A 24,339-nucleotide genomic window follows, 5' to 3' on the forward strand; every position below is an offset into this window, starting at 1 on the left:
GATGACTGACTCCGAAAAGCCCATCGGCGTAGCGGTTCTCGGCTTTGGGAACGTCGGTAGCGAGGTGGTGCGCATCATCGAGCAGAGCGCCGACGACCTGGCCGCACGCATCGGTGCGCCGTTGGTGCTGCGCGGCGTCGGCGTCCGTCGCGTCGCCGACGACCGCGGAATCTCCGTCGACAAGCTCACCGACAACGTCGAGGAACTCGTCTCCCGCGACGACGTCGACATCGTCGTTGAGTTGATGGGGCCCGTGGAACCCGCGCGCAAAGCGATCCTGGCCGCGCTGGAACAGGGCAAGTCCGTGGTCACCGCCAACAAGGCGCTGATGGCCGTCTCCACCGGCGAGTTGGCCCAGGCAGCCGAAAACGCCCGGGTGGACCTGTATTTCGAGGCTTCCGTCGCCGGTGCGATCCCCGTCATCCGTCCCCTGACCCAGTCGCTGGCGGGGGACTCGGTCGTCCGGGTGGCGGGCATCGTCAACGGCACTACCAACTACATCCTCTCGGAGATGGACAGCACGGGCGCCGACTACGCCAGCGCGCTGGCCGATGCGAGCGCCCTCGGTTACGCCGAGGCCGACCCGACGGCCGACGTCGAGGGATACGACGCCGCGGCGAAGGCGGCGATCCTGGCCTCGATCGCCTTTCACACGCGGGTCAGCTCCAATGACGTGTACCGCGAGGGCATCACGAAGGTCAGCAGCGCCGACTTCGAATCCGCCAAGGCGCTCGGCTGCACGATCAAACTCCTGGCGATCTGCGAGCGGCTCATCGGTGACGAGGGGCAGGAGCGGGTTTCGGCGCGCGTGTACCCAGCCCTGGTGCCGTTGGACCATCCGCTGGCCGCGGTCAACGGAGCGTTCAATGCGGTGGTGGTCGAGGCCGAAGCCGCGGGCCGCCTGATGTTCTACGGGCAGGGCGCCGGCGGTGCGCCCACGGCCTCCGCGGTGATGGGTGACCTCGTGATGGCGGCTCGCAACCGCGTACAGGGTGGCCGGGGCCCGCGCGAGTCGAGGTACGCCAAGTTGCCGATCGCGCCGATCGGCTTCATCCCGACCCGTTACTACGTGAACATGAACGTCGCCGATCGAGCCGGCGTGTTGTCCGCAGTGGCAGCCGAATTCGGTAAACGTGACGTCAGCATCGCCGAGGTGCGCCAGGAGGGCATGGTCGACGAGGAGGGTCAGCGCTGCGGTGCGCGCATCGTGGTGGTGACCCATCAGGCCACGGACGCGGCATTGTCGGAGACGGTGGCCGCATTGGCCGACCTCGATGTCGTGCAGAGCATCAACAGCGTGCTGCGCATGGAAGGAACCACCGAATGAGCACCTCAGCGCAGACCGTTCACCAGCCGTGGCCCGGGCTGATCGCCGCGTACCGTGACCGGTTGGCGGTCGACGACAGCTGGACGCCGATCACCTTGCGTGAGGGTGGCACTCCGCTGCTACCCGCGCAGCGGCTGTCCGAACGCACCGGCTGCACAGTGCATCTCAAGGTCGAGGGGCTCAACCCGACCGGCTCGTTCAAGGACCGCGGCATGACCATGGCGGTGACCGAGGCCGTGGCGCGCGGCCAGCAGGCGGTGCTGTGCGCATCGACCGGGAACACGTCGGCATCGGCAGCGGCCTATGCGGCCAGGGCCGGGATCACCTGCGCAGTGCTGGTGCCACAGGGCAAGATCGCGATGGGCAAGCTGGCCCAGGCCGTCATGCACGGCGCCAAGATCATCCAGGTCGACGGCAACTTCGACGACTGCCTGGAACTCGCGCGCAAGCTGACCGCCGACTTCCCGACCATATCGCTGGTCAACTCCGTCAACCCGTACCGGATCGAAGGGCAGAAGACCGCAGCCTTCGAGATCGTCGACGCACTGGGCGTCGCACCCGATGTGCATTCGTTGCCGGTCGGCAATGCCGGCAATATCACCGCCTATTGGAAGGGCTACACCGAGTACCACCGCGACGGCGTCTCGGATCGTCTTCCCCGCATGCTCGGCACACAGGCCGCCGGTGCCGCGCCGCTGGTGCACGGGGAACCGGTCAAGAATCCGGAGACCATCGCGACGGCCATTCGAATCGGCTCGCCCGCGTCGTGGACCACCGCCGTCGAGGCCGCGCAGCAGTCCGGCGGTCGATTCCTGGCCGCCACCGACGAAGAGATCCTCGAGGCCTACCACCTGGTGGCCAGCAGCGAGGGCGTGTTCGTCGAGCCCGCATCGGCGGCCAGCATCGCCGGTCTGCTCAAATCGGTCGAAGACGGTTGGGTGGCCAAGGGTTCGACGGTCGTGTGCACGGTGACGGGCAATGGACTCAAGGACCCGGACACCGCGTTGAAGGGCATGCCGTCGGTCATCGCGGTACCCGTCGATCCGGTGGCCGTTGTCGAGCAGCTGGGGCTGGGATAGCCGGTGACTCACGTACTGCCGCCGGGACTGAGGGCCACCTCCGTGGTGGCTGCGTCCAGCGCGAACCTCGGCCCGGGTTTCGACAGTCTGGGCATCGCGCTGAGCCTCTACGACGAGATCGTCGTCGAGACAACGGATTCCGGCCTGACCGTCGAGGTCGAAGGTGAGGGCGCGGGTCAGGTGCCGCTGGATGACACCCATCTCGTGGTGCAGGCCATCCGGCGAGGGCTGCAGGCGCTGAACATCAGCGTTCCCGGGATGACGGTGCGCTGCCGCAACGGCATTCCGCACTCGCGCGGCCTAGGGTCGTCGGCAGCAGCGGTGGTCAGCGGACTCTCGGTGGTCAACGGCCTTGCGGCGCAGACTTCTTCGGAGATCCTCTCTGGACACGACCTCATCCAGTTGTCCTCGGAGTTCGAAGGGCACCCCGATAACGCCTCGGCGGCCGTGCTGGGTGGCGGCGTGGTGTCCTGGACCGAAGAACAGCAGTCGGGGACCCGATTCGAGGCGGCGCCGATCCGGGTGCACCCCGACATCCGCCTGTTTGTCGCGATACCGGACGAGCGATCGTCGACCGCCGAGACGCGCGTGCTCCTGCCGGAGAAGGTCAGCCACGCCGACGCGCGTTTCAACGTGAGCAGGGCCGCGCTGATGGTGGTCGCATTGACAGAACGGCCCGACCTGTTGGTGCCGGCCACCGAGGATGTCCTGCATCAGCCGCAACGGGCCTCGGCGATGCCTGCTTCCGCGGAATACCTGAAGGTCCTGCGGCGTTGCGGAATAGCAGCGGTGCTCTCGGGAGCGGGTCCTTCGGTGCTTGCACTGTGCACGTCAGCGGAGTTGCCCACACAAGCTGTGGAGTACGGCACCGCGAACGGGTTCACCGTCAAAGCCATGACCATCGGTGACGGCGCCAAGTGGACGTCGGGCGCGCCAGTACGACGCTGACCGCGGCCAAAACAGGAATCACAGGAGCAACACGACACCCATGTCTTTCTTGCTTCCCGTCCCGATGCGGGATATTCTCGCTGTCGTCAGGCAATCGCAGCGTCTCTACCTGCGCCGACACTAGGACACCACCCATTTTCCCCGTGATTTGCGCGCGGATTGACGGTTCGTCGAATACCGGCGAGGCCCGCCCATCACCGTTGCAGGGGCAATGGTGGAGCCCATGCGTTCAGTGGATTGACTGATCGCACCGAACCCCCGCACGACTCGATCTGCGAGGGAAAGAAAGGAAATCCGTGACTGAAACGGACCTGATCACGGCTGGGGGCAGCAGCGAAACCAGTGAGCTGCCAAACGCCGTGAGTTCAGACACCTCAACTTCTGCGGCGGCCGAGGCGCCGAACGCGACGCCGACCGCGGAAACAGCACCGACCGCCGAGGTCGCTTCCGGCAACCGCGGCGGCTCGCTGTCGACCATGGTGCTGCCCGAACTGCGTGCCTTGGCCAAGGAAATCGGCGTCGAGGGCGCATCCGGTATGCGCAAGGGCGAACTGGTCGCCGCCATCCGTGAGCGGCGCGGCGACTCGAACGGCCGCGGAAAGACATCCGCCGGTGGTGAGGCTCCGACCAGCGAGGCCAAGACCGCCGAACCCGCCAAAGATGCTCCGAACGCCGAGTCGGGCGCCCAGAGTGGCGACGGTTCCAACACCGACGCCGAGCAACAGCCCCGTCGCCGCGAGCGTCGTGGCGCGTCGCGCGGAACCGGCGCACCCGACGCTTCGGGCGACCAGCCGGACAACGCCGCTTCCGACGCCAAGACCGGCGATCGCCAGAGCGACCAGTCCAACAAGGGCGAGCAGTCCAACAAGTCGGATACCAAGTCCGACGGTGATCAGCAGCAGGGCGGCGACCAGCAGGGTGGCCAGAACCGCGGCGGCGGCAACAACGACGACGACGGCGAGGGCCGTGGCGGTCGTCGCGGTCGCCGGTTCCGGGACCGCAGGCGCCGTGAGCGCGGCGGCGGTGACGGCGGCGGCGGTGACCGCGATACCGAACTGCGTGAGGACGACGTCGTTCAGCCCGTCGCCGGCATCCTCGACGTTCTCGACAACTACGCGTTTGTCCGCACCTCCGGTTATCTGGCCGGCCCGAACGACGTGTACGTCTCGATGAACATGGTGCGCAAGAACGGCTTGCGCCGCGGTGACGCCGTGACCGGTGCCGTGCGGGTGCCCCGAGACGGAGAAGGCGGCGACAAGAACCCGCGGCAGAAGTTCAATCCGCTGGTGCGCCTGGACACCGTCAACGGCAAGCCGGTGGAGGAGGCCAAGAAGCGGCCGGAGTTCAACAAGCTCACGCCGCTCTACCCGAATGAGCGGCTGCGCCTGGAGACCAACACCGAGAAGCTGACCACCCGCGTCATCGACCTGATCATGCCGATCGGCAAGGGTCAGCGCGCGCTGATCGTGTCGCCGCCGAAGGCCGGTAAGACCACGATCCTCCAGGACATCGCCAACGCGATCACCACCAACAATCCGGAATGCCACCTGATGGTGGTGCTCGTCGACGAGCGTCCGGAAGAGGTGACCGACATGCAGCGCTCGGTCAAGGGCGAGGTCATCGCCTCGACGTTCGACCGGCCGCCGTCCGATCACACCCAGGCCGCTGAGCTGGCGATCGAGCGGGCCAAGCGGCTCGTCGAGCAGGGCAAGGACGTCGTCGTACTGCTGGACTCGATCACCCGCCTCGGCCGCGCGTACAACAACGCGTCGCCGGCCTCGGGGCGCATCCTGTCCGGTGGTGTCGACTCGACCGCGCTGTATCCGCCGAAGCGGTTCCTCGGCGCGGCCCGAAACATCGAAGAGGGCGGCTCGCTGACCATCGTCGCCACCGCGATGGTGGAGACCGGGTCGACCGGTGACACGGTGATCTTCGAGGAGTTCAAGGGCACCGGTAACGCCGAGCTCAAGCTCGATCGCAAGATCGCCGAGCGGCGCGTCTTCCCGGCCGTCGACGTCAACCCGTCCGGCACCCGCAAGGATGAGCTGCTGCTGTCGCCCGACGAGTTCGCGATCGTGCACAAGCTGCGTCGGGTGTTGTCCGGGTTGGATCCGCACCAGGCCATCGACCTGTTGATGAGCCAGCTACGCAAGACCAAGAACAACTACGAGTTCCTGGTGCAGGTCTCCAAGACCGCTCCGGGCTCGATGGACGCCGACTAGCCGGAACCACTCATCGATAGGGGTCGGTGATCTCGCGCAGCGCCGTCAGCGCGTCGCGAAGCTGTTGAAACCGGCGGTCGCCGAGGAAACGTCGCCACTCGTCTTCGAGCTTGGCTATCTCGGCGCCCGCGGTCCGGCACACCGCCATGCCCTTGTCGCTCAATGTGACCAGCCGGGCGCGCGCATCCGTGGGGTCCGCCGTGCGCACGACATAGCCGGACCGTTCCAGTTGGTCGATCAGTGCGCCGGCGGTCTGCTTGGTGACGCGTGCTTGCTCGGCCAGATCGGTGAGCCGCATCCCGTTCGAATTCACCTGCCGCAGATCGAGGCGCTGCATGAGCCTCGACTGCGCAAGGGTGATGTCGTCGGCACCGGCAGCGGCCAATGCCTCCATGACGCGCGCCTCGGCGGCGCGATGGCCGATGAACATCAACGTCGCCGTGCTCACCCAGTCACTCACCCCATTGACCTTAGTACGGATACCTGACTATATTCGTCAGGACACCTGACTAACTGGAGGGGTGGCCGTGGATTGCGACACCGTTTGGCGGCATATCGATGAGCAGCGTGCGAGCCTTGCCGACATGCTCGATGGTCTCGAGCCCGCACAGTGGTCGACACCGACCCTGTGCGAGGGGTGGACCGTTCGCCACGTGGCCGCGCACATCACGCACTCCGCATCCGGCAAGCCGAGGTTGCTGTTCGAACTGCTGCGATCCGGCTTCCGGTTCAACGCGATGATCTATCGAGTAGCGGTGCAGGACAAGCGAACTCCTGCCGAGCTGACAGCGGCGCTGCGCGCCATGCGGGGATCACGTAAGCGTCCACCGGGAACCTCCGAACTGGACCCGTTGATGGATGTACTGGTGCACACCCAGGACATCGCCGTGCCACTCGGGATCGACCGTCCCATGCCCGTCGACGCGGCGGTCGCGGCGGCCGAACGGGTGTGGACGATGGGCTTTCCGTTCAAGGCGCAGCAACGCTTTCGTGGCGTGCAACTCGCCGCGACGGACGCCGAATTCCAGGCCGGCGAGGGCCGACGAGTCCAGGCGCCGATCCGTGACATCCTCATGACGCTCGTCGGCCGGCCCGTGATCACCATCGACGTCGCGTAGACGAATCAGGCGGCGGGACCGGCTCGCAGGCCCGGCATGACATAGCGGCGCAGGTGCCGCAGCACCGCGTCTCCGTCGCTGGGGTCGAGCGTCTTGCCGGGAACGGTGGCAAACGAAATCAGCACGCGGGCAAGCCATTCCGATGCCTCAGCGATATCCGTGTCGGGGTGGATCTCGTCCGACTCCCGCGCGGCGATCAGGTAGCGCGACCAGAAGTCGGCCAGGTCGGGCACCAGCCCCTGCACACCGGCGCCCGCGCAGGCGGCGAACTCCTCGGGCTCGTCGATGCGCAGTTTCATCAGCAACGTGCCGGGGTCGTCATAGGCCGTTCGTCCGTGTAGGACCCCGGCGGCGAGTTGCCGGTCGAGGCCCTCGACGCGCTCGAGCATCTCGTGCGCCTCGGACCAGTAGGCCTCGTTGAGCCGCACGATCGCCGCACCCAGCAGCGAGACCTTGTCGGGGAAGTGACGGTACAGCCAGCCGCGGGAGACGCCCGCCACCTCGGCCACCTCCGACACCGTGGTCGAGCGGATTCCCTTGGCGCGCAGGCAGACCTCGGCCGCGTCGATCAGTCGATCGCGAACGCTCTTGGTGGCGGCGCCGCTCGTCACCAGGTGGGCTCCTCCGTTAACCTCGCCCTCGAGCGGGGCGATCGGAGCATTGTGTCATGGTAGACAGAATCGCGAATCTGTTCACTGTCGGAAGGTGAGCCATGGCGGACACGCTCCAGCAGCTGCTCAACGAGCGCGCCGACCGCGACACCGTCGCCATCCGGCACGAGGACCGCACCTGGACCTACCGCCAATACGTCGCCGAGGCCAGGACGCAGGCCGCCGCCCTCATCGGCGCCGCCGACCCGGACCGTCCCCTGCACGTCGGGGTCCTGCTCGGCAACACCCCCGACATGCTGATCGCGCTCGCGGCGGCCGGCCTCGGGGGCTATGTGGTGTGCGGTATCAACACCACGCGCCGCGGTGAGGCCCTGACGCGAGACGTCACCAAGGTGCACTGCCAGTTCCTGATCACCGACGCCGAACACCGTCCGCTGCTCGACGGCCTGGACCTGCCGGGCGTCACGGTGCTGGACACGTCGAGCACCGCCTGGACGGACTTCCTGGCCACCGCGACGACGTTCACTCCGCACCGCGAAGCCGCCGTCGACGACACGTTCATGATGATCTTCACCTCGGGCACCAGCGGTGACCCCAAAGCCGTCCAGGTTGCCAACCTCATGGTGCTGTTCGCCGGCAACGCCCTGGCCGAGAAGTTCGAACTCACCGAAAACGACGTCTGCTATCTCTCGATGCCGATGTTCCATTCGAACGCTGTGGTGGGCGGATGGGCGCCCGCGCTCGTCGCCGGGGCCGCGATGGTGCCCGCCAAGTTCTCGGCGTCCAGGTTCCTGGCCGACATCCGACGCCACGGCGTGACCTACATGAACTATGTGGGCAAACCGCTGGCCTACGTTCTGGCCACTCCCGAGCAGCCCGACGATCGCGACAATCCGCTGCGCGTCGCATTCGGCAACGAGGCCACCGACCGCGACATCGAGCAGTTCAGCCGGCGCTTCGACGTCACCGTCGACGACGGCTTCGGTTCGACCGAGAACGCCGTGATCATCACCCGCACCCCCGACACGCCGAAAGGCTCCATCGGACAAGGCTTTCCAGGCGTGGCGATCTACAACAGCGACACGGTCACCGAGTGCCCGGTCGCGGAGTTCGACGAGAACGGCGCGTTGACCAACGCCGACGTGGCGATCGGCGAACTCGTCAACACCGACGGCAGTGGCCTGTTCCGCGGCTACTACAACGACCCGGACGCCACCGACGAGCGGATGCGCCACGGCATGTACTGGTCGGGAGATCTGGCGTACCGCGACGCCGACGGCTACATCTACCTGGCCGGACGAACCGCCGACTGGATGCGGGTCGACGGCGAGAACCTCGCGACCGCGCCCATCGAGCGGATCCTGCTGCGGCTGCCGGCCGTCAACCGCGTCGCGGTCTATCCGGTGCCCGACGAGCTCGTCGGCGACCAGGTGATGGCCGCCCTGGTGCTGCAGGACGACGCCGAACTCGATCCGCAGACGTTCGAGCAGTTCCTGGCGGCTCAGCGAGACCTCTCGCCGAAGGCCTGGCCGCGCTACGTGTGGGTCGCCGACGAGCTGCCGAGCACCGCGACCAACAAGATTCTCAAGCGTGAGCTGGTCGCGCGAGGCGTTACACCCGACGGCAGGACGCTGTGGCGGCGTGACGGCAGCAGGTTCCTGCCTGTCTAGCCGTCTAGCCGCGAGTGTGGGGTTATGTCACGCCAAACCGCCGCGCCGCGTGCGGGTAACCCACGTTCGGCCCAGAGGTGGAATAGCGCGACGGTCGAGGCGGCAGCGGAATACCGCCCGGTGCGCACGCGTTTAGGCACTTGGCGGCCCTAGCTGGCATAATGGACCGCCGACCCTGAAGTTCCGGTTCACGCCCGTCACCTCCAGTATGGAGGGGCGACCCGGGGCACGATCGAAGAGGAAACCATGAAAACGGGTATTCACCCCGATTACGTAGAGACCACCGTGCACTGCGGTTGTGGCAACACGTTCACCACCCGGAGCACCAAGCAGAGCGGACAGATCCACGTCGAGGTCTGCTCGCAATGCCACCCCTTCTACACCGGCAAGCAGAAGATCCTCGACAGCGGCGGCCGGGTGGCGCGCTTCGAGAAGCGCTACGGCAAGCGCAAGGACAAGGCTGCCGACAAGTAGCTTCCGTTCCGGCGCCCGTTCTGCCGCATCAGCGGCCAGGCCGGGCGCCGGTTTGCGTTCGCGAGTGGCTACGGAGAGGAGGTCGACATGGCTCGCGCTGAAACCCCGGCTCAGCCCGGAGGCGCGATCGACACGCTGCTGGCCGAGCATGCCGACCTCGAACGCCAGCTCAGCGATCCGGGCCTGCATGCCGACGCCGCTCGCGCCCGCAAGGTGGGCAGGCGGTTCGCGCAGGTGTCGCCCATCGTCGCGACGTACCGCAAGCTCGAGGCCGCCCGCGGCGACCTGGAGGCCGCACGGGAGCTGGCGGCCGACGACCCGTCGTTCGCGGCCGAGGTCGACGAGCTGGTGGCCACCGTCGAGCAACTCGACACCCAGCTGACCGACCTGCTGGCGCCCCGCGACCCGCACGACGCCGACGACATCGTCCTGGAGGTCAAGTCGGGCGAGGGTGGCGAGGAATCCGCGCTGTTCGCCGCCGACCTCGCCCGCATGTACATCCGTTACGCCGAGCGCCACGGTTGGACCGTCACCGTGCTCGACGAGACCTTCTCCGATCTCGGCGGCTACAAGGACGCCACACTGTCCATCCGCAGCAAGGGCGACTCCGCCGACGGCGTGTGGTCGCGGCTGAAATTCGAAGGCGGCGTGCATCGCGTGCAGCGGGTCCCCGTCACCGAGTCCCAGGGCCGCGTGCACACCTCCGCGGCCGGCGTGCTCGTGTATCCCGAGCCCGAAGAGGTCGAAGAGGTGCAGATCGACGAATCGGATCTGCGCGTCGACGTCTACCGGTCGTCGGGCAAGGGAGGCCAGGGCGTCAACACCACTGACTCCGCCGTGCGCATCACCCACCTGCCCACGGGCATCGTCGTCACCTGTCAGAACGAGCGGTCGCAGCTGCAGAACAAGGCCCGTGCGATGCAGGTGCTCGCGGCGCGCTTGCAGGCGGTGGCCGAGGAGCAGGCGCAGGCAGACGCGTCGGCCGACCGCGCCAGCCAGATTCGTACCGTCGACCGCAGCGAACGCATCCGCACCTACAACTTCCCGGAGAACCGGATCGCCGACCACCGAATCAACTTCAAGGCGCACAACCTCGACCAGGTGCTCGACGGCGAGCTTGACGACCTGTTCGACGCGCTGGCCGCCGCCGACAAGCAAGCGAGACTGCAGGCCACATGATCCGGCCCAGCCCGGCGCCGGCACCCACCACGCTGAGCCAGACCATCGACGCCGCTGCGACGGCGCTGGCCGAAGCGGGTGTCGCGGCACCGCGCGTCGACGCCGAACTGCTGGCCGCGCACGTGTTGGGGGTGGACCGGGGCCGTCTGCGGTTCACCGAGGCCGGCCCGGAGTTCGCCGAACGATACGACAGTCTCATCGCGCGACGCGCCCAACGCATCCCGCTGCAGCACCTGGTCGGCACCGCCGCGTTCGGACCGGTCGACGTGCACGTCGGCCCCGGCGTGTTCATCCCGCGTCCCGAGACCGAAGTCCTGCTGGAATGGGCTCTGGCACAACGGTTGCCCGACGCCCCGGTGATCGTCGACCTGTGCACGGGCAGCGGTGCGCTGGCACTCGCGTTGTGGAAGGGCCGGCCCGACGCGCGCATCATCGCCGTCGAGGATTCCGACGCGGCGCTCGAATACGCGCGACGCAATTTGGCCGGCACGGCCGTCGAGATCGTCTGCGCCGACGTGACCGAACCCGCACTGCTGCCCGAACTCGACCGTGCGGTCGACCTCGTCATCGCGAACCCGCCCTACATTCCCGACGGTGCGCAGCTCGAACCCGAAGTGGCCGAACACGATCCGGCCCACGCATTGTTCGGGGGACCCGACGGGATGCGGGTGATCGAGGCGATCTCGGGTCTCGCGGGTCGGTGGCTGCGCGCCGGCGGGCTCGTGGCCGTCGAACACGACGACACGACCTCGGAACGCACCGTCGGATGTTTCCGTCGATCAACGCGTTTCGATGACATCACCGCGCGGCGCGATCTCGCCGGGCGGCCGCGGTTCGTGACCGCACGAAGGACTTCCGAAGGAGGATCCGCGGCATGAGTCAGTTGTTCGACTGCTCCGACGCCGACCAGCGTGACACCGGTATCGCGTCGGCGATCAGCGCGCTCAAGGGCGGCCGCCTGGTCGTGTTGCCGACGGACACCGTGTACGGCGTCGGCGCCGACGCATTCGACGGAGAAGCCGTCGCCGCCCTGCTCGCCGCCAAAGGGCGCGGCCGCGACATGCCGGTGCCCGTCCTCGTCGGCTCGTGGCACACGATCGAAGGCCTGGTCTACAACGTGCCCGCCAGCGCACGCGAGCTCATCCGCGCCTTCTGGCCGGGCGCACTGAGCTTGGTGGTGCGCCAGGCGCCGTCGCTGCATTGGGACCTCGGCGACGCACAGGGAACCGTGATGCTGCGTATGCCGTTGCATCCGGTGGCCATCGAACTGCTACGCGCGGTCGGACCGATGGCGGTCTCGAGTGCCAACGTCTCCGGACGCCCCCCGGCCGTCACCGCGGAAGCGGCGCGCGAACAACTGGGCGAGCAGGTCGAGGTGTATCTGGAAGCCGGGCCATCCGAGCGGCAGGCGGCGTCGACGATCGTCGACCTCACCGGCGCGCATCCGCGCGTGTTACGCGAAGGCCCGGTCGATGTCGAGGCGATCGCGACGGTGCTGGATGTCGAGCCGACGACTTTGACGGACTGAGATTGACTTTCGTGCAGTACGGTTCATCGGTGGTCTATGCCACCGACACGCTGCTGGCACTCAACGATCGCGGTGCGGGCGTACCGATCCGGGAGCTCGCGCTGGTCGGACTGACGGCGGCAATCATCACCTACTTCGCGACCGGATGGGTCCGGGTCCTGGCGCGTCGCTTCGGGGCCGTCGCGATCCCGCGCGACCGAGATGTGCACGCGCAACCGATCCCGCGAATGGGTGGGCTTGCGATGTACATCGGCGTCGCGTTCGCGGTCCTGCTGGCCTCCCAGCTCCCGGCCCTGACGCGGGGGTTCGTCTACTCGACGGGCATGCCCGCCGTCGTCGTCGCCGGTGGCCTGATCATGGTCGTCGGCCTGATCGACGACCGCTGGGGCTTGGACTCGCTGACCAAGTTCGCCGGCCAGATCACCGCGGCCAGTGTGCTCGTCACGATGGGGGTGGCGTGGAGCGTGCTCTACATCCCGATCGGCGGCGTCGGCACCATCGTCCTGGATCAGGTGTCGTCGATTCTCCTGACGCTGGCGCTGACGGTCTCGATCGTCAATGCGATGAACTTCATCGACGGTCTCGACGGGCTCGCGGCCGGCCTCGGGCTGATCACCGCATCCGCGATCTGCATCTTCTCGGTGGGGCTGCTGCGCGACCACGGCGGCGACGTCCTGTTCTATCCGCCCGCGGTGATCTCCGTGGTGCTGGCCGGAGTGTGCCTCGGATTCCTGCCGCACAACTTCCACCCCGCGAAGATCTTCATGGGTGACTCCGGGTCGATGCTGATCGGCCTGATGCTCGCGGCGGCGGCGACCACGGCCGCCGGTCCCATCTCGCAGACCGCCTACGGGGTGCGTGACGTCTTCGCGCTGCTGTCGCCGTTCCTGCTCGTGGTCGCGGTCATGTTCGTGCCCGCCCTCGACACCCTGCTGGCGATCATCCGACGTACCCGCGCCGGCGTGCACTTCACGACACCGGACAAGATGCACCTGCATCACCGGTTGCTCCAGATCGGCCATTCGCATCGGCGCGTGGTCCTGGTGATCTATCTGTGGGTGAGCATCGTCTGCTTCGGCGCGGCCAGCACCATCTTCTTCGATCCGCGTTACAGCGGAGCCGTCATGCTGGCCGCGATTCTGGTCGCCGTCGTCGTCACTTTGATCCCTCTTCTCCGTCGGCGAAACGGCCAATTCCAGCCGATGTACGACGAAAAGTAGTAGACCTCCTTTTATGCCTCCCACCATGTGTTAGGGTGCATTCAGAACCCGAAAAAACCTCGCGGGTTGCCGGCCCCCGGACCATCGGTACACCACCGATCGGACCGGAACCACGACCGACAAAGGGAGCTGCCCCGTGGGTGATTCCAGCGAGCCAAACGCCCTCCGATACGCTCAGGGCGCCACGCACGCAAATCATCGGGGCAGCCAGCGTGAACCGCGGATTGAGGTGAAGTTGTGACGACGCCAGCGCAAGATGCGCCATTGGTGTTGCCATCCGTTGCGTTCCGCCCGTTGCGGCTCTCGGTGATCTGCCTCGCGCTGACCGTCCTCGCCACGGTGGCGACCGCCCTGCTGGGCCACCCGATGGTCGGAATCTTCTTCGGCATCGGCTTGGGTCTCGGCTTGTTCAACGCAATCCTGGTACGACGATCCGCCCTGCGGATCACCGCCCACGCTCATCCACTGAAGAGCAAGATGGCCGTGAATTCCGCGATCCGCTTGATGGTCCTGACGGTGATCGGACTGGTGATCGCATTCGTGTTCCGTCCCGAGGGACTGGGCGTGGTCTTCGGAATGGCGTTGTTCCAGATGCTGCTCGTGTTCTCGACCGCAGTGCCCGTCGCGCGGAAGCTGCGCGCAGGCAGCCCGACTGACACCGTTGGACCCCAAGGGGAGGCCGCCCAGTAATGACCGAAACCATCCTCGCCGCCGACTCCGGAATTCACGTCGGCACGCATACCGAGGCCAATTGGTTTGGGCTGACTGTCAACACCGATACGTTGCTCTCCGCGTCGATCGCCGCTGTGATCGTGCTGGCGCTGGCGTTCTACCTGCGCGCGAAGGTGACGTCGACGGGTGTGCCCAGCGGAGTGCAGCTCTTCTGGGAAGCCATCACCGTGCAGGTGCGTAACCAGGTCGAGTCCGCGATCGGTATGAGGATCGCGCCGTTCGTGCTGCCTCTGGCTGTGACGCTGTTCGTCTACATCCTGATCGCGAACTGGCTGTCGGTCTTCCCGTGGCAGTACAGCGATGAGACCGGTATCCACGAACTGCTCAAACCCGCCGCCTCCGACATCAACTTCGTTGTGGCGCTCGGCCTGTTCGTGTTCTTCTGCTACCACGCCGCCGGGTTCTGGCGCCGGGGTCCGATCGGCCACCCGGTGCGACTGCTCAAGGGACACGTGGCGTTCCTCGCCCCGATCAACCTTGTCGAGGAGCTCGCCAAGCCAGTCTCGTTGTCCCTCCGACTTTTCGGCAACGTCTTCGCCGGCGGCATCATGGTCACGATCATCGCGTTGTTCCCGGCCTACATCCTGTGGGCGCCGAACGCCCTGTGGAAAATGTTCGAATTGTTCATCGGCGCCATCCAGGCGTTCATCTTCGCGCTGCTGACGATCTTGTACTTCGGCCAGTCGATGGAACTCGAGGACGAACATCACTGACCACGCGGAAATGCTCGACAAAACCACCTGGTAGGACTGCTACCAGATATCAAGGAGGATAAGGAATGGATCCCACTATCGCTGCCGGAGCGCTCATCGGCGGTGGACTTCTTCTGGGCGGCGGCGCCATCGGTGCCGCGATCGGCGACGGTGTCGTCGGTAGCGCTCTGGTCAACGGCGTAGCCCGCCAGCCGGAAGCTCAGGGTCGACTGTTCGTCCCGTTCTTCATCACGGTGGGTCTGGTGGAGGCCATGTACTTCATCAACCTGGCGTTCATGGCGCTGTTCGTGTTCGCCACGCCGGTCGGGGGTTAAAGCCGGTCATGGTTGACTCGAACGTCGTTCTGTTGGCGGCTGAGGGAGGCGGTCAAAGCAACTTCCTCATCCCCAACGGCACCTTCATCTTCGTGCTGCTGATCTTTTTGATCGTGCTCGGAGTGATCGCCAAGTGGGTCGTGCCCCCGATTTCCCGGGTCCTGCACGAGCGCGAAGCGATGGTGTACAAGACGGCCGAGGACAACAAACGGGCAGCCCAGTTGCGGGCTGCCGCGGACGCCGACTATCGCAACGTGATGGCGGATGCCCGCCGCGAGGCGACGACGGTCCGTGAGGAAGCCCGTGCTGAGGGTCGCAAGATCGTCGACGACGCGCGGGCTCGCGCCAACGCTGAGGTGTCGACACTTCTGCAACAGGCGAACGAGCAGCTCACACAGCAGTCGCGGGCTCTGACGGCCGATCTTCAGTCGTCGGTGGAGACGTTGGCTGCCAACCTCGCGAGTCGGGTGCTCGGCGTCGACGTGGCGACGCGCACGGTGCCGGTCGCGACAGGACGGGAGCGCTGACGAATGTCGACCTTCATCGGCCAGTTCATCGGCTTCGCCATCATTGTGTTCGTGGTCGTCAGATACGTTGTGCCGCCGGTGCGCAACATGATGAGGACGCAGCAGGAGACGGTCCGTAACCAACTGGCCGAGCACGCCGAGGCCGAGAAGAAGGTGGCCGACGCCGATACCGAGCACGCAAAGGCCCTGGAACAGGCCAAGGCCGAGGCTGCGGAGGTGATCGAAGAGGCCCGCAAGGATGCCGGAATCATCGCCGAGCAGCTGCGCGCACAGGCCGACGTCGAGCTGGAACGCATCAAAACGCTAGGGGCCCAACAAGTCCAGCTCCTGCGTCAACAGCTCGTCCGCGAGCTGCGGCAAAGCCTGGGCGCCGAATCGGTACAGCGGGCCGGCGATATCGTGCGCGACTTCGTGTCCGATGGTGCCGAACAGTCCGCGACGGTCGACCGCTTCCTGGCCGAGCTCGACGAGATGGCCCCGTCGACGACGACGTTCACCGACGTCGTCACGGCGAAGCTTCGGGCCGCCAGCCGCGACTCTCTTGGTCAGCTGGTCGAGCGGTTCGACGGAGCGGCCAACGGTCTGGATGCGGACGCACTGACGCGGGTGGCCGACGATCTGGCGTCGACGTCGAAACTGTTGCGCCGCGAGCCCGTGCTCTCCCGGCACCTGGCCGATCCCTCGAGCGCTGATGAGCCCAAGGTTCAGCTCGTCGAGCGGCTGCTCTCGGGGAAGGTCTCAGACCCCGCGCTCGACCTCATCAAAACCGCTGTGTCGCAGCGCTGGTCGGCCACGTCCGATCTGATTCACAGCATCCAGCACCTCGCCCGGCTGGCCCTTCTGGTGCGGGCCGAGGGGGAGGGACAGATCGAGGACGTCGAAGACCAGCTGTTCCGGTTCAGCCGCATCCTCGATTCCGAGCCCCGCCTGATCTCGCTGCTGGGCGAGTACACCGCCCCACTCGAGGGCCGAATTGGATTGCTGAACAACGTGCTTGGGCGCCGGGCCAGCAAGAACACCGCCGACCTGCTGCGTCAGACGCTCGATCTACTGCACGGGGAGCGCGCCGACGAGGCCGTTCGCGAACTCGCGAATCTTGCCGTCTCGCGACGCGGTGAAGTCGTCGCGCAGGTTCGCGCGGCCGCCGAGCTCAGCGACGCCCAAAGCCGGCGGCTCACCGAACTGCTCGCCCGTATCTACGGTCGTCCGGTGTCGATCCAGCTCGACGTGAACCCCGAACTGCTCGGCGGCTTGACGATCGCCGTCGGCGACGAGGTGATCGACGGTTCGCTGGCGTCGAAGCTGGCGGCGGCCGAGACCCGCTTACCCGACTGACCCCCACTACACGAGACCCACACGAAGTAGGAAGACAGAACAACATGGCAGAGTTGACGATCTCGGCGGATGAGATCCAGGGCGCGATCGAGGAGTATGTCTCCGGCTTTGAGGCGGACACCGAGCGCGAAGAGATCGGCACCGTCATCGACGCAGGCGACGGCATCGCTCACGTCGAGGGTCTCCCGTCGGTGATGACCCAGGAGCTGCTGGAGTTCCCCGGTGGCGTACTGGGCGTGGCGCTGAACCTCGACGAGCACAGCATCGGCGCCGTCATCCTCGGTGACTTCGAGAAGATCGAAGAAGGCCAGCAGGTGAAGCGCACCGGCGAGGTGCTCTCGGTGCCGGTGGGTGACGGCTTCCTCGGTCGCGTGGTCAATCCGCTGGGCCAGCCGATCGACGGCCGCGGCGAGATCGAGACGACCGAACGTCGCGCCCTCGAGCTCCAGGCGCCGTCGGTGGTGCAGCGCCAGGGCGTGAGCGAGCCGCTGCAGACGGGTATCAAGGCCATCGACTCGCAGACCCCGATCGGTCGTGGACAGCGCCAGCTGATCATCGGCGACCGCAAAACCGGGAAGACCGCGGTGTGCGTGGACACCATCCTCAACCAGCGGCAGAACTGGGAGACCGGCGATCCCGATCAGCAGGTCCGCTGCGTGTACGTGGCGATCGGCCAGAAGGGCACCACGATCGCCAGCGTGCGGCAGACGCTCGAAGAGGGCGGCGCGATGGAGTACACGACCATCGTCGCCGCGCCGGCATCGGACTCGGCCGGCTTCAAATGGCTTGCGCCGTACACGGGTTCGTCCATCGCTCAGCACTGGATGTACGACGGCAAGCACGTGCTGATCGTGTTCGACGACCTGACCAAGCAGGCCGAGGCGTACCGTGCGATCTCGCTGCTGCTGCGCCGCCCGCCGGGCCGTGAGGCATATCCGGGCGACGTGTTCTACCTGCACTCGCGCCTGCTGGAGCGCTGCGCGAAGCTCTCCGACGAGCTCGGCGGTGGCTCGCTGACCGGTCTGCCGATCATCGAGACCAAGGCCAACGACATCTCGGCGTACATCCCGACCAACGTCATCTCGATCACCGACGGTCAGTGCTTCCTGGAGACCGACCTGTTCAACCAGGGTGTGCGCCCGGCGATCAACGTCGGTGTGTCGGTGTCGCGCGTCGGTGGTGCCGCGCAGATCAAGGCAATGAAAGAGGTGGCCGGCTCGCTGCGTCTGGACCTGTCGCAGTACCGCGAACTCGAGTCGTTCGCCGCGTTCGCCTCCGATCTGGACGAGACGTCGAAGGCGCAGCTGGACCGCGGCGCCCGGCTCGTCGAGTTGCTCAAGCAACCGCAGAGCAGCCCGATGCCGGTCGAGGAACAGGTGGTCGCGATCTTCCTCGGCACCAGGGGCCACCTGGATTCCGTTCCCGTCGAAGACGTTCAGAAGTTCGAGCGGGAATTCCTCGACCACGTGAAGGGGTCGCAGGAGGGCATCCTCAAGGAGATCCGGGAGAGCAAGAAGCTTTCGGAGGAGCTGGAGGAGAAGCTCGAGAAGGTCGTCAACGACTTCAAGAAGGGCTTCGCTACCACCGACGGCAGCTCGGTCGTGCCCGACGAGCATGTCGAGGCGATGGACGAAGAAGACGTCGAAAAGGAATCGGTGAAGGTTCGCAAGCCCGCACCGAAGAAGAAGTAAGGCCTGAACACAGATGGCTGCCACACTGCGCGAATTGCGCGGCCGCATCCGCTCCGCGGGCTCGATCAAGAAGATCACCAAAGCCCAGGAGCTGATCGCGACGTCGCGCATCGCCAAGGCGCAGGCCCGAGTCGAGGCGGCTCGGCCCTACGACCGCGAGATCACGAACATGCTCACCGAACTCGCGAGTGCGAGCGCACTGGATCACCCGCTGCTCGTCCCGCGTGAGAATCCTCGGCGGGCTGCCGTGTTGGTGGTGTCCTCGGACCGAGGTCTGGCCGGCGCGTACAACGCGAACATCTTCCGGCGGTCCGAGGAGCTGTTTTCGCTTCTTCGTTCGGAGGGCAAGGAACCGGTCCTGTACGTGGTGGGCCGAAAAGCTCTCGGCTACTACAGCTTCCGTAACTGGGACATCCAACAGTCGTGGACGGGCTTTTCCGAGCGCCCCGACTACGAGAACGCGCAGGAGATCGCGAGCACGCTGGTCGACGCGTTCACAGCCGGGATGGACGACGAAGGCGACGATCCCGGAGCGGACAATGTTCTCGGCGTCGACGAACTGCACATCGTCTTCACCGAGTTCAAGTCGATGTTGTCGCAGTCGGCGATCGCACGCCGGATCGCACCGATGGAGGTGGAGTACAGCGAAGAGGACACCGGTCTGCACACGTTGTTCTCTTTCGAGCCGGACGCCGAGACGCTCTTCGGCGCCCTGTTGCCGCGCTACATCTCCACCCGCATCTTCGCCGCGCTGCTCGAGGCGGCGGCGTCGGAGTCGGCTTCTCGCCGACGCGCCATGAAGTCGGCAACCGACAACGCCGACGATCTCATCAAGGATCTGACCCTGATGGCCAACCGCGAGCGGCAATCTCAGATCACCCAGGAAATCAGCGAAATCGTCGGTGGCGCGAACGCGCTTGCGGACGCCGCCAAGAAGTAGCCCCAGAAAGCGAAGAAGACAATGACTGCCACTGCTGAAAAAGCGACCAGCACCGACACCGCGGGCCGCGTCGTACGTGTCACCGGCCCCGTCGTCGACGTTGAGTTCCCGCGCGATTCCGTGCCGGAACTGTTCAACGCGCTGCACGCCGAAATCGGATACAAGGACCTGGCGAAGACGCTGACCCTCGAGGTCGCCCAACACCTCGGCGACAACCTCGTGCGCTGCATCTCGATGCAGCCCACCGACGGCCTGGTGCGTGGTGTCGAGGTGACCGACACCGGCAGCTCGATCTCGGTGCCCGTCGGCGACGGCGTCAAGGGCCACGTGTTCAACGCGCTGGGTGACTGCCTCGACGAGCCCGGCTACGGCAAGGATTTCGACCGCTGGTCGATTCACCGCAAGCCGCCGGCGTTCGACCAGCTCGAGCCCAAGACCGAGATGCTGGAGACGGGCCTGAAGGTCGTCGACCTGCTGACCCCGTACGTCCGCGGCGGCAAGATCGCACTGTTCGGCGGCGCCGGCGTCGGCAAGACCGTGTTGATCCAGGAGATGATCAACCGCATCGCCCGCAACTTCGGCGGCACCTCGGTGTTCGCCGGCGTGGGGGAGCGCACCCGTGAGGGCAACGACCTGTGGGTCGAGCTCGCCGACGCCGACGTGCTCAAGGACACGGCGCTGGTGTTCGGTCAGATGGACGAGCCGCCCGGCACGCGTATGCGAGTGGCGTTGTCCGCGTTGACGATGGCCGAGTTCTTCCGTGATGAGCAGGGCCAGGACGTGCTGTTGTTCATCGACAACATCTTCCGGTTCACCCAGGCGGGTTCGGAGGTCTCGACGCTGCTGGGCCGCATGCCTTCCGCGGTGGGTTACCAGCCGACGCTGGCCGACGAGATGGGTGAGCTGCAGGAGCGGATCACCTCGACCCGTGGTCACTCGATCACCTCGATGCAGGCCGTGTACGTTCCGGCCGACGACTACACCGACCCGGCGCCCGCGACGACGTTCGCGCACCTCGACGCCACGACGGAGCTGAGCCGGTCGGTGTTCTCCAAGGGAATCTTCCCGGCGGTGGACCCGCTGGCCTCCAGCTCGACGATCCTCGACCCGAGCGTCGTCGGCGACGAGCACTACCGCGTCGCGCAAGAGGTCATCCGAATCCTGCAGCGTTACAAGGACCTTCAGGACATCATCGCGATCCTCGGTATCGACGAGTTGGCCGAAGAGGACAAGCAGCTGGTGCAGCGGGCCCGCCGGATCGAGCGCTTCTTGTCGCAGAACATGATGGCGGCCGAGCAGTTCACCGGTCAGCCGGGCTCGACGGTTCCCCTGAAGGAGACCATCGAGGCGTTCGACAAGCTGACCAAGGGCGACTTCGACCATCTGCCGGAGCAGGCGTTCTTCCTCATCGGTGGTCTCGAGGATCTGGAGAAGAAGGCGGAAAGCCTCGGCGCCAAGATGGATGCCGGCGGCGGTGACGGCGCCCCGGCTCAGACCGACTCGAACGGTGACGCGGGCAAGGGCGACGATTCCGACAAGGACGAATAGCGATGGCGGATTTGGACGTCGACATTGTCGCCGTCGAGCGGGAAATCTGGTCGGGTAAGGCGACGTTCCTGTTTACCCGCACCACTGCGGGTGAGATCGGCATCCTGCCCCGCCATATCCCGTTGGTTGCTCAGCTCGTCGACGACGCCATGGTGCGCGTCGAGCGAGAGGGCGAAGAGGATCTGCGTATCGCCGTCGACGGCGGATTCATGTCGGTCACCGGTGAAGGCGTGATCATCCTTGCGGAGTCCGCCGAGCTCGAGTCCGAGATCGATGGCGACCGTGCGCGGCAGGACTCCGAATCCGACGATCCCGCAGTTGCGGCAAAGGGTCGAGCCAGGCTTCGCGCCCTGGGTCAACTCGACTAGCGGCAACCGATGAGCGCGCTCATGTTCATCATGGTCGCGCTCATCTGCGTGCTGCTTTTCGTGGTCATCGTGCTGTGCTACCGGCTGTGGAAGCTACGGCAGGTGGGCGGTACAGCCGCGATCCTGCGGGACGTACCCGCCGTCGGCGGTCAAGGTTGGCGTCACGGTGTAATGCGTTATCGCGGAGGCGAAGCCGGGTTCTACCGGTTGTCGAGCCTGCGCTGGTGGCCGGATCGCCGGTTGAGCCGCCGCGGGCTGGAGATCGTGTCGCGACGGGGTCCGCGCGGCGACGAGTTCGACATCATGACAGATGAGATCGTGGTGCTCGAGTTGCGTGACACCAGCCCCGAACGTCGTCGTGGCTACGAGATCGCGCTGGATCGTGGTGCGCTGACGGCGTTTCTGTCCTGGTTGGAGTCCCGGCCGTCGCCTCGCGCGCGACGCCGAAGCTTCTAATCCGTTTTCGGAGTCCGCTGTTCGGTCTTGCCGCGGGCGCTCATCCGCCCGGTTGCCAGAGCACGTCGCCGTGCGGATTGGCGACCCGGGACAGGATGAAGAGCAGATCCGACAGCCTGTTCAGGTATTTCGCAGGTAATACGGTGATTGAATCGCCGTGAGACTCGACCGCTGCCCAGGCGGATCGTTCGGCGCGCCGGGCAACCGTACGAGCCACATGCAGTAGCGCGGACAGGGGAGTACCGCCGGGCAGCACAAACGAATTCAGCGCGGGCAGCGGTTCGTTGAACTCGTCGCACCAGGCTTCCAGCCGGTCGATATAGCTTTGGGTGATCCGCAGCGGTGGGTGTTCGGGCTTCTCGACCACCGGAGTCGAAAGATCAGCGCCCGCGTCGAAGAGGTCGTTCTGAATCTGCTTGAGTACCTTCGACATTTGCTCGTCGGGGTTTCCCAAGGCGATGGCAACGCCGATGGCGGCGTTGACTTCGTCGCAATCGGCATACGCCACGAGGCGGGCGTCATTCTTTGACACCCTACTGAAATCGCTCAAGCCCGTGGTGCCGTCATCGCCCGTACGCGTGTATATCCGGGTGAGATGAACCGCCATGGTCAAACCGTACCGGACCCGTAGCCGAGGAAACTGACATGGCCCGCGGCGCTGTTTAGACTAACCCGCGTGAGCGAGCGATTCGTGGTGACCGGCGGAAACCGGTTATCTGGCGAAGTTGCCGTCGGGGGAGCAAAGAACAGCGTGTTGAAGCTGATGGCCGCGACCTTGTTGGCCGAAGGCACCAGCACGATCACGAATTGTCCGGACATCCTCGATGTACCGCTGATGGCGGAGGTACTCCGAGGTCTCGGGGCGACTGTCGAACTGAATGGTGACGTCGTTCGGATCACCTCGCCCGACGAACCCAAGTACGACGCCGACTTTGCCGCCGTGCGGCAGTTCCGTGCCTCGGTCTGCGTCTTGGGCCCGCTCGTCGGCCGCTGTAAACGGGCCAAGGTCGCGCTGCCTGGAGGGGACGCGATCGGCTCCCGGCCGTTGGACATGCACCAAGCCGGCCTTCGTCAATTGGGGGCGCGGTGCAACATCGAGCACGGCTGCGTCGTGGCCGAGGCCGACCACCTCCGCGGCGCCGAGATCCAGCTGGAATTTCCGTCGGTCGGAGCGACGGAGAACATCCTGATGGCCGCCGTCGTCGCCGAGGGTGTCACGACCATCCACAACGCCGCGCGTGAACCCGACGTCGTCGATCTCTGCGCGATGCTCAACCAGATGGGCGCCCAGATCTCCGGCGCGGGCACGCCGACCATGACGATCACCGGCGTGGACCGGCTCTATCCCACCGAGCATCGGGTGATCGGCGACCGAATCGTGGCCGCGACGTGGGGGATCGCCGCCGCAATGACGCATGGCGACATCTCGGTGACCGGCGTCGACCCGCAGCATCTGCAGCTGGTACTGCACAAGCTGCACGACGCCGGGGCGACCGTGACGCAATCCGACGACGGGTTCCGGGTGGTCCAGTACGAGCGTCCCAAGGCGGTGAACGTCGCAACGCTGCCCTTTCCCGGCTTTCCGACGGACCTGCAGCCGATGGCGATCGCCTTGGCGTCGATTGCCGACGGCACGTCGATGATCACGGAGAACGTGTTCGAGGCGCGGTTCCGATTCGTCGAGGAGATGGTGCGGCTGGGCGCCGATGCCAGGACCGACGGCCATCACGCGGTGGTCCGGGGCATCTCGCAGCTCTCCAGTGCGCCAGTCTGGTCGTCGGATATCCGGGCCGGCGCCGGGCTCGTGCTGGCGGGGCTGGTCGCCGACGGCGACACCGAGGTCCACGACGTCTTCCATATCGACCGCGGCTATCCGCTGTTCGTCGAGAATCTCAAGAGCCTGGGCGCTGAAATCGAGCGCGTCAGCTGATCCGCACACGGGTGCCGCGCGCGTCAATCCCGTCTCGGGAGCCTGTTTTGGGGTTTGTCTCCGACTGGCGTATCCTCTTGTGAGAAGCCCACGGCCCCAGGCCAATCGGACTGGAGGACGGGGTTTGACGTCTCTGTCCAGATCGGTATAGACTGGCAGGGTTGCCCCAAAAGCGGGTGTGTTGTTTGAGAACTCAATAGTGTGTTTGGTGGTTTTTGTTTGTTGTTGTTTTTTGCCATGCCCTGTTTTCCCGTTTGTGGGTGTGGTGTTTTTTGATGCCAGTTTTTGGTGTCTGTTTGGTCAGATTGTTCTGAACGTTTTTGTTTGGAGAGTTTGATTCTGGCTCAGGACGAACGCTGGCGGCGTGCTTAACACATGCAAGTCGAACGGAAAGGCCCTTTCGGGGGTA

25 protein-coding genes and 1 rRNA gene are annotated in these 24,339 nt (G+C 65.9%); 23 read left to right on the forward strand and 3 right to left on the reverse strand.

Features of this window, described 5'->3' with window-relative positions; translation table 11 throughout:
* Nucleotide 1: 1 nt before the first annotated feature.
* The 4 genes from RMCN_RS12625 (at nt 2) to rho (ending at nt 5,576) form a co-directional block, all read left to right on the forward strand.
* Nucleotides 2-1,327: a homoserine dehydrogenase gene (locus tag RMCN_RS12625; protein WP_067389604.1), complete on the forward strand. Its 1,326-nt coding sequence runs from the start codon at nt 2-4 to the stop codon at nt 1,325-1,327.
* Nucleotides 1,324-2,406, forward strand: a complete 1,083-nt coding sequence (gene thrC, locus RMCN_RS12630; RefSeq protein WP_067389607.1) for a threonine synthase — start codon at nt 1,324-1,326, stop codon at nt 2,404-2,406. Before RMCN_RS12625 ends, thrC begins: the two co-directional genes overlap by 4 nt.
* A gap of 3 nt (nt 2,407-2,409) precedes the next feature.
* A complete protein-coding gene (gene thrB / locus RMCN_RS12635; protein ID WP_067389610.1) occupies nt 2,410-3,354 on the forward strand; it encodes a homoserine kinase in 945 nt (314 codons plus the stop codon).
* A gap of 296 nt (nt 3,355-3,650) precedes the next feature.
* Nucleotides 3,651-5,576 (forward strand): transcription termination factor Rho, encoded by a 1,926-nt coding sequence (gene rho / locus RMCN_RS12640; protein ID WP_067389613.1) that lies wholly within the window; start codon nt 3,651-3,653, stop codon nt 5,574-5,576.
* A 10-nt stretch (nt 5,577-5,586) separates the two neighbouring features.
* Here the strand turns inward: rho and RMCN_RS12645 are convergent, their stop codons facing one another.
* Nucleotides 5,587-6,036, reverse strand: coding sequence for a MarR family winged helix-turn-helix transcriptional regulator (locus tag RMCN_RS12645; RefSeq protein WP_064413578.1), 450 nt, complete (start codon nt 6,034-6,036; stop codon nt 5,587-5,589).
* A 67-nt stretch (nt 6,037-6,103) separates the two neighbouring features.
* Here RMCN_RS12645 and RMCN_RS12650 point away from each other — a divergent pair, with 67 nt between their 5' ends.
* A complete protein-coding gene (locus RMCN_RS12650) occupies nt 6,104-6,694 on the forward strand; it encodes a maleylpyruvate isomerase family mycothiol-dependent enzyme (RefSeq protein WP_067389649.1) in 591 nt (196 codons plus the stop codon).
* A 5-nt stretch (nt 6,695-6,699) separates the two neighbouring features.
* Here the strand turns inward: RMCN_RS12650 and RMCN_RS12655 are convergent, their stop codons facing one another.
* Nucleotides 6,700-7,305, reverse strand: a complete 606-nt coding sequence (locus tag RMCN_RS12655) for a TetR/AcrR family transcriptional regulator (RefSeq protein ID WP_067389616.1) — start codon at nt 7,303-7,305, stop codon at nt 6,700-6,702.
* Nucleotides 7,306-7,406: 101 nt separating this feature from the next.
* Between RMCN_RS12655 and fadD1 the strand changes: the two genes are divergently transcribed.
* The 16 genes from fadD1 to RMCN_RS12735 all read left to right on the forward strand — a co-directional run bounded on the left by fadD1 (nt 7,407) and on the right by RMCN_RS12735 (nt 22,000).
* The gene (gene fadD1 / locus RMCN_RS12660) at nt 7,407-8,975 is read left to right on the forward strand and encodes a fatty-acid--CoA ligase FadD1 (protein WP_067389619.1); all 1,569 of its coding nucleotides are present in this window, start codon (nt 7,407-7,409) and stop codon (nt 8,973-8,975) included.
* A 246-nt stretch (nt 8,976-9,221) separates the two neighbouring features.
* Nucleotides 9,222-9,449, forward strand: coding sequence for a 50S ribosomal protein L31 (rpmE, locus tag RMCN_RS12665; protein WP_064347106.1), 228 nt, complete (start codon nt 9,222-9,224; stop codon nt 9,447-9,449).
* 87 nt (nt 9,450-9,536) lie between these two features.
* Nucleotides 9,537-10,628 (forward strand): peptide chain release factor 1, encoded by a 1,092-nt coding sequence (gene prfA / locus RMCN_RS12670; RefSeq protein ID WP_067389622.1) that lies wholly within the window; start codon nt 9,537-9,539, stop codon nt 10,626-10,628.
* The gene (gene prmC, locus RMCN_RS12675; RefSeq protein ID WP_067389624.1) at nt 10,625-11,506 is read left to right on the forward strand and encodes a peptide chain release factor N(5)-glutamine methyltransferase; all 882 of its coding nucleotides are present in this window, start codon (nt 10,625-10,627) and stop codon (nt 11,504-11,506) included. The genes prfA and prmC overlap by 4 nt, the downstream gene beginning before the upstream one ends.
* A complete protein-coding gene (locus RMCN_RS12680; protein ID WP_067389627.1) occupies nt 11,503-12,156 on the forward strand; it encodes an L-threonylcarbamoyladenylate synthase in 654 nt (217 codons plus the stop codon). The genes prmC and RMCN_RS12680 overlap by 4 nt, the downstream gene beginning before the upstream one ends.
* Nucleotides 12,157-12,167: 11 nt before the next feature.
* Nucleotides 12,168-13,376, forward strand: a complete 1,209-nt coding sequence (locus RMCN_RS12685) for a glycosyltransferase family 4 protein (protein WP_064413602.1) — start codon at nt 12,168-12,170, stop codon at nt 13,374-13,376.
* Nucleotides 13,377-13,613: 237 nt separating this feature from the next.
* Nucleotides 13,614-14,066, forward strand: a complete 453-nt coding sequence (locus tag RMCN_RS12690) for an ATP synthase subunit I (RefSeq protein WP_067389629.1) — start codon at nt 13,614-13,616, stop codon at nt 14,064-14,066.
* Nucleotides 14,066-14,821, forward strand: a complete 756-nt coding sequence (gene atpB, locus RMCN_RS12695) for a F0F1 ATP synthase subunit A (RefSeq protein WP_067389632.1) — start codon at nt 14,066-14,068, stop codon at nt 14,819-14,821. The genes RMCN_RS12690 and atpB overlap by 1 nt, the downstream gene beginning before the upstream one ends.
* A 65-nt stretch (nt 14,822-14,886) precedes the next feature.
* Nucleotides 14,887-15,135, forward strand: coding sequence for a F0F1 ATP synthase subunit C (locus tag RMCN_RS12700; protein WP_064347125.1), 249 nt, complete (start codon nt 14,887-14,889; stop codon nt 15,133-15,135).
* An 8-nt stretch (nt 15,136-15,143) separates the two neighbouring features.
* A complete protein-coding gene (locus RMCN_RS12705; protein ID WP_064413585.1) occupies nt 15,144-15,662 on the forward strand; it encodes a F0F1 ATP synthase subunit B in 519 nt (172 codons plus the stop codon).
* Nucleotides 15,663-15,665: 3 nt separating this feature from the next.
* Entirely contained in the window at nt 15,666-16,997 is a 1,332-nt protein-coding gene (locus RMCN_RS12710; protein WP_067389635.1) for a F0F1 ATP synthase subunit B/delta, read from the forward strand.
* Between the two features lie 44 nt (nt 16,998-17,041).
* On the forward strand, nt 17,042-18,688 hold the full coding sequence (gene atpA, locus RMCN_RS12715) for a F0F1 ATP synthase subunit alpha (protein ID WP_064403882.1): 1,647 nt from the start codon (nt 17,042-17,044) through the stop codon (nt 18,686-18,688).
* Nucleotides 18,689-18,701: 13 nt separating this feature from the next.
* Complete coding sequence (locus RMCN_RS12720) at nt 18,702-19,628, forward strand: F0F1 ATP synthase subunit gamma (protein WP_064413587.1); 927 nt, start codon at nt 18,702-18,704, stop codon at nt 19,626-19,628.
* A 21-nt stretch (nt 19,629-19,649) separates the two neighbouring features.
* Nucleotides 19,650-21,176 carry a F0F1 ATP synthase subunit beta gene (atpD, locus tag RMCN_RS12725; protein ID WP_067389638.1) on the forward strand — a complete coding sequence of 509 codons (1,527 nt, stop codon included), beginning with the start codon at nt 19,650-19,652 and terminating at the stop codon, nt 21,174-21,176.
* 2 nt (nt 21,177-21,178) lie between these two features.
* Nucleotides 21,179-21,544 (forward strand): F0F1 ATP synthase subunit epsilon, encoded by a 366-nt coding sequence (locus RMCN_RS12730; protein WP_064347140.1) that lies wholly within the window; start codon nt 21,179-21,181, stop codon nt 21,542-21,544.
* A gap of 9 nt (nt 21,545-21,553) precedes the next feature.
* The gene (locus RMCN_RS12735) at nt 21,554-22,000 is read left to right on the forward strand and encodes a DUF2550 domain-containing protein (protein ID WP_064403879.1); all 447 of its coding nucleotides are present in this window, start codon (nt 21,554-21,556) and stop codon (nt 21,998-22,000) included.
* Nucleotides 22,001-22,040: 40 nt separating this feature from the next.
* Here RMCN_RS12735 and RMCN_RS12740 read toward each other — a convergent pair whose 3' ends face one another.
* Entirely contained in the window at nt 22,041-22,607 is a 567-nt protein-coding gene (locus RMCN_RS12740; RefSeq protein WP_067389640.1) for a cob(I)yrinic acid a,c-diamide adenosyltransferase, read from the reverse strand.
* Between the two features lie 69 nt (nt 22,608-22,676).
* Between RMCN_RS12740 and murA the strand changes: the two genes are divergently transcribed.
* A complete protein-coding gene (gene murA, locus RMCN_RS12745) occupies nt 22,677-23,930 on the forward strand; it encodes a UDP-N-acetylglucosamine 1-carboxyvinyltransferase (RefSeq protein WP_064403877.1) in 1,254 nt (417 codons plus the stop codon).
* 321 nt (nt 23,931-24,251) lie between these two features.
* Nucleotides 24,252-24,339, forward strand: a 16S ribosomal RNA gene (locus tag RMCN_RS12750); the annotation flags it as partial.

This window comes from Mycolicibacterium novocastrense (assembly GCF_001570485.1).
GTDB lineage: Bacteria > Actinomycetota > Actinomycetes > Mycobacteriales > Mycobacteriaceae > Mycobacterium > Mycobacterium novocastrense.

Excerpts from the sequence above, each read along its gene's own strand:
- fadD1 (WP_067389619.1), top strand. The coding sequence starts at position 7,407 with ATGGCGGACACGCTCCAGCAGCTGCTCAACGAGCGCGCCGACCGCGAC.
- atpA (WP_064403882.1), top strand. The coding sequence starts at position 17,042 with ATGGCAGAGTTGACGATCTCGGCGGATGAGATCCAGGGCGCGATCGAG.
- RMCN_RS12740 (WP_067389640.1), bottom strand. The coding sequence starts at position 22,607 with ATGGCGGTTCATCTCACCCGGATATACACGCGTACGGGCGATGACGGC.
- RMCN_RS12710 (WP_067389635.1), top strand. The coding sequence starts at position 15,666 with ATGTCGACCTTCATCGGCCAGTTCATCGGCTTCGCCATCATTGTGTTC.
- atpB (WP_067389632.1), top strand. The coding sequence starts at position 14,066 with ATGACCGAAACCATCCTCGCCGCCGACTCCGGAATTCACGTCGGCACG.
- rpmE (WP_064347106.1), top strand. The coding sequence starts at position 9,222 with ATGAAAACGGGTATTCACCCCGATTACGTAGAGACCACCGTGCACTGC.
- RMCN_RS12730 (WP_064347140.1), top strand. The coding sequence starts at position 21,179 with ATGGCGGATTTGGACGTCGACATTGTCGCCGTCGAGCGGGAAATCTGG.
- RMCN_RS12700 (WP_064347125.1), top strand. The coding sequence starts at position 14,887 with ATGGATCCCACTATCGCTGCCGGAGCGCTCATCGGCGGTGGACTTCTT.
- thrC (WP_067389607.1), top strand. The coding sequence starts at position 1,324 with ATGAGCACCTCAGCGCAGACCGTTCACCAGCCGTGGCCCGGGCTGATC.
- atpD (WP_067389638.1), top strand. The coding sequence starts at position 19,650 with ATGACTGCCACTGCTGAAAAAGCGACCAGCACCGACACCGCGGGCCGC.
- RMCN_RS12735 (WP_064403879.1), top strand. The coding sequence starts at position 21,554 with ATGAGCGCGCTCATGTTCATCATGGTCGCGCTCATCTGCGTGCTGCTT.
- RMCN_RS12680 (WP_067389627.1), top strand. The coding sequence starts at position 11,503 with ATGAGTCAGTTGTTCGACTGCTCCGACGCCGACCAGCGTGACACCGGT.
- prfA (WP_067389622.1), top strand. The coding sequence starts at position 9,537 with ATGGCTCGCGCTGAAACCCCGGCTCAGCCCGGAGGCGCGATCGACACG.
- RMCN_RS12625 (WP_067389604.1), top strand. The coding sequence starts at position 2 with ATGACTGACTCCGAAAAGCCCATCGGCGTAGCGGTTCTCGGCTTTGGG.
- prmC (WP_067389624.1), top strand. The coding sequence starts at position 10,625 with ATGATCCGGCCCAGCCCGGCGCCGGCACCCACCACGCTGAGCCAGACC.
- RMCN_RS12705 (WP_064413585.1), top strand. The coding sequence starts at position 15,144 with ATGGTTGACTCGAACGTCGTTCTGTTGGCGGCTGAGGGAGGCGGTCAA.
- RMCN_RS12720 (WP_064413587.1), top strand. The coding sequence starts at position 18,702 with ATGGCTGCCACACTGCGCGAATTGCGCGGCCGCATCCGCTCCGCGGGC.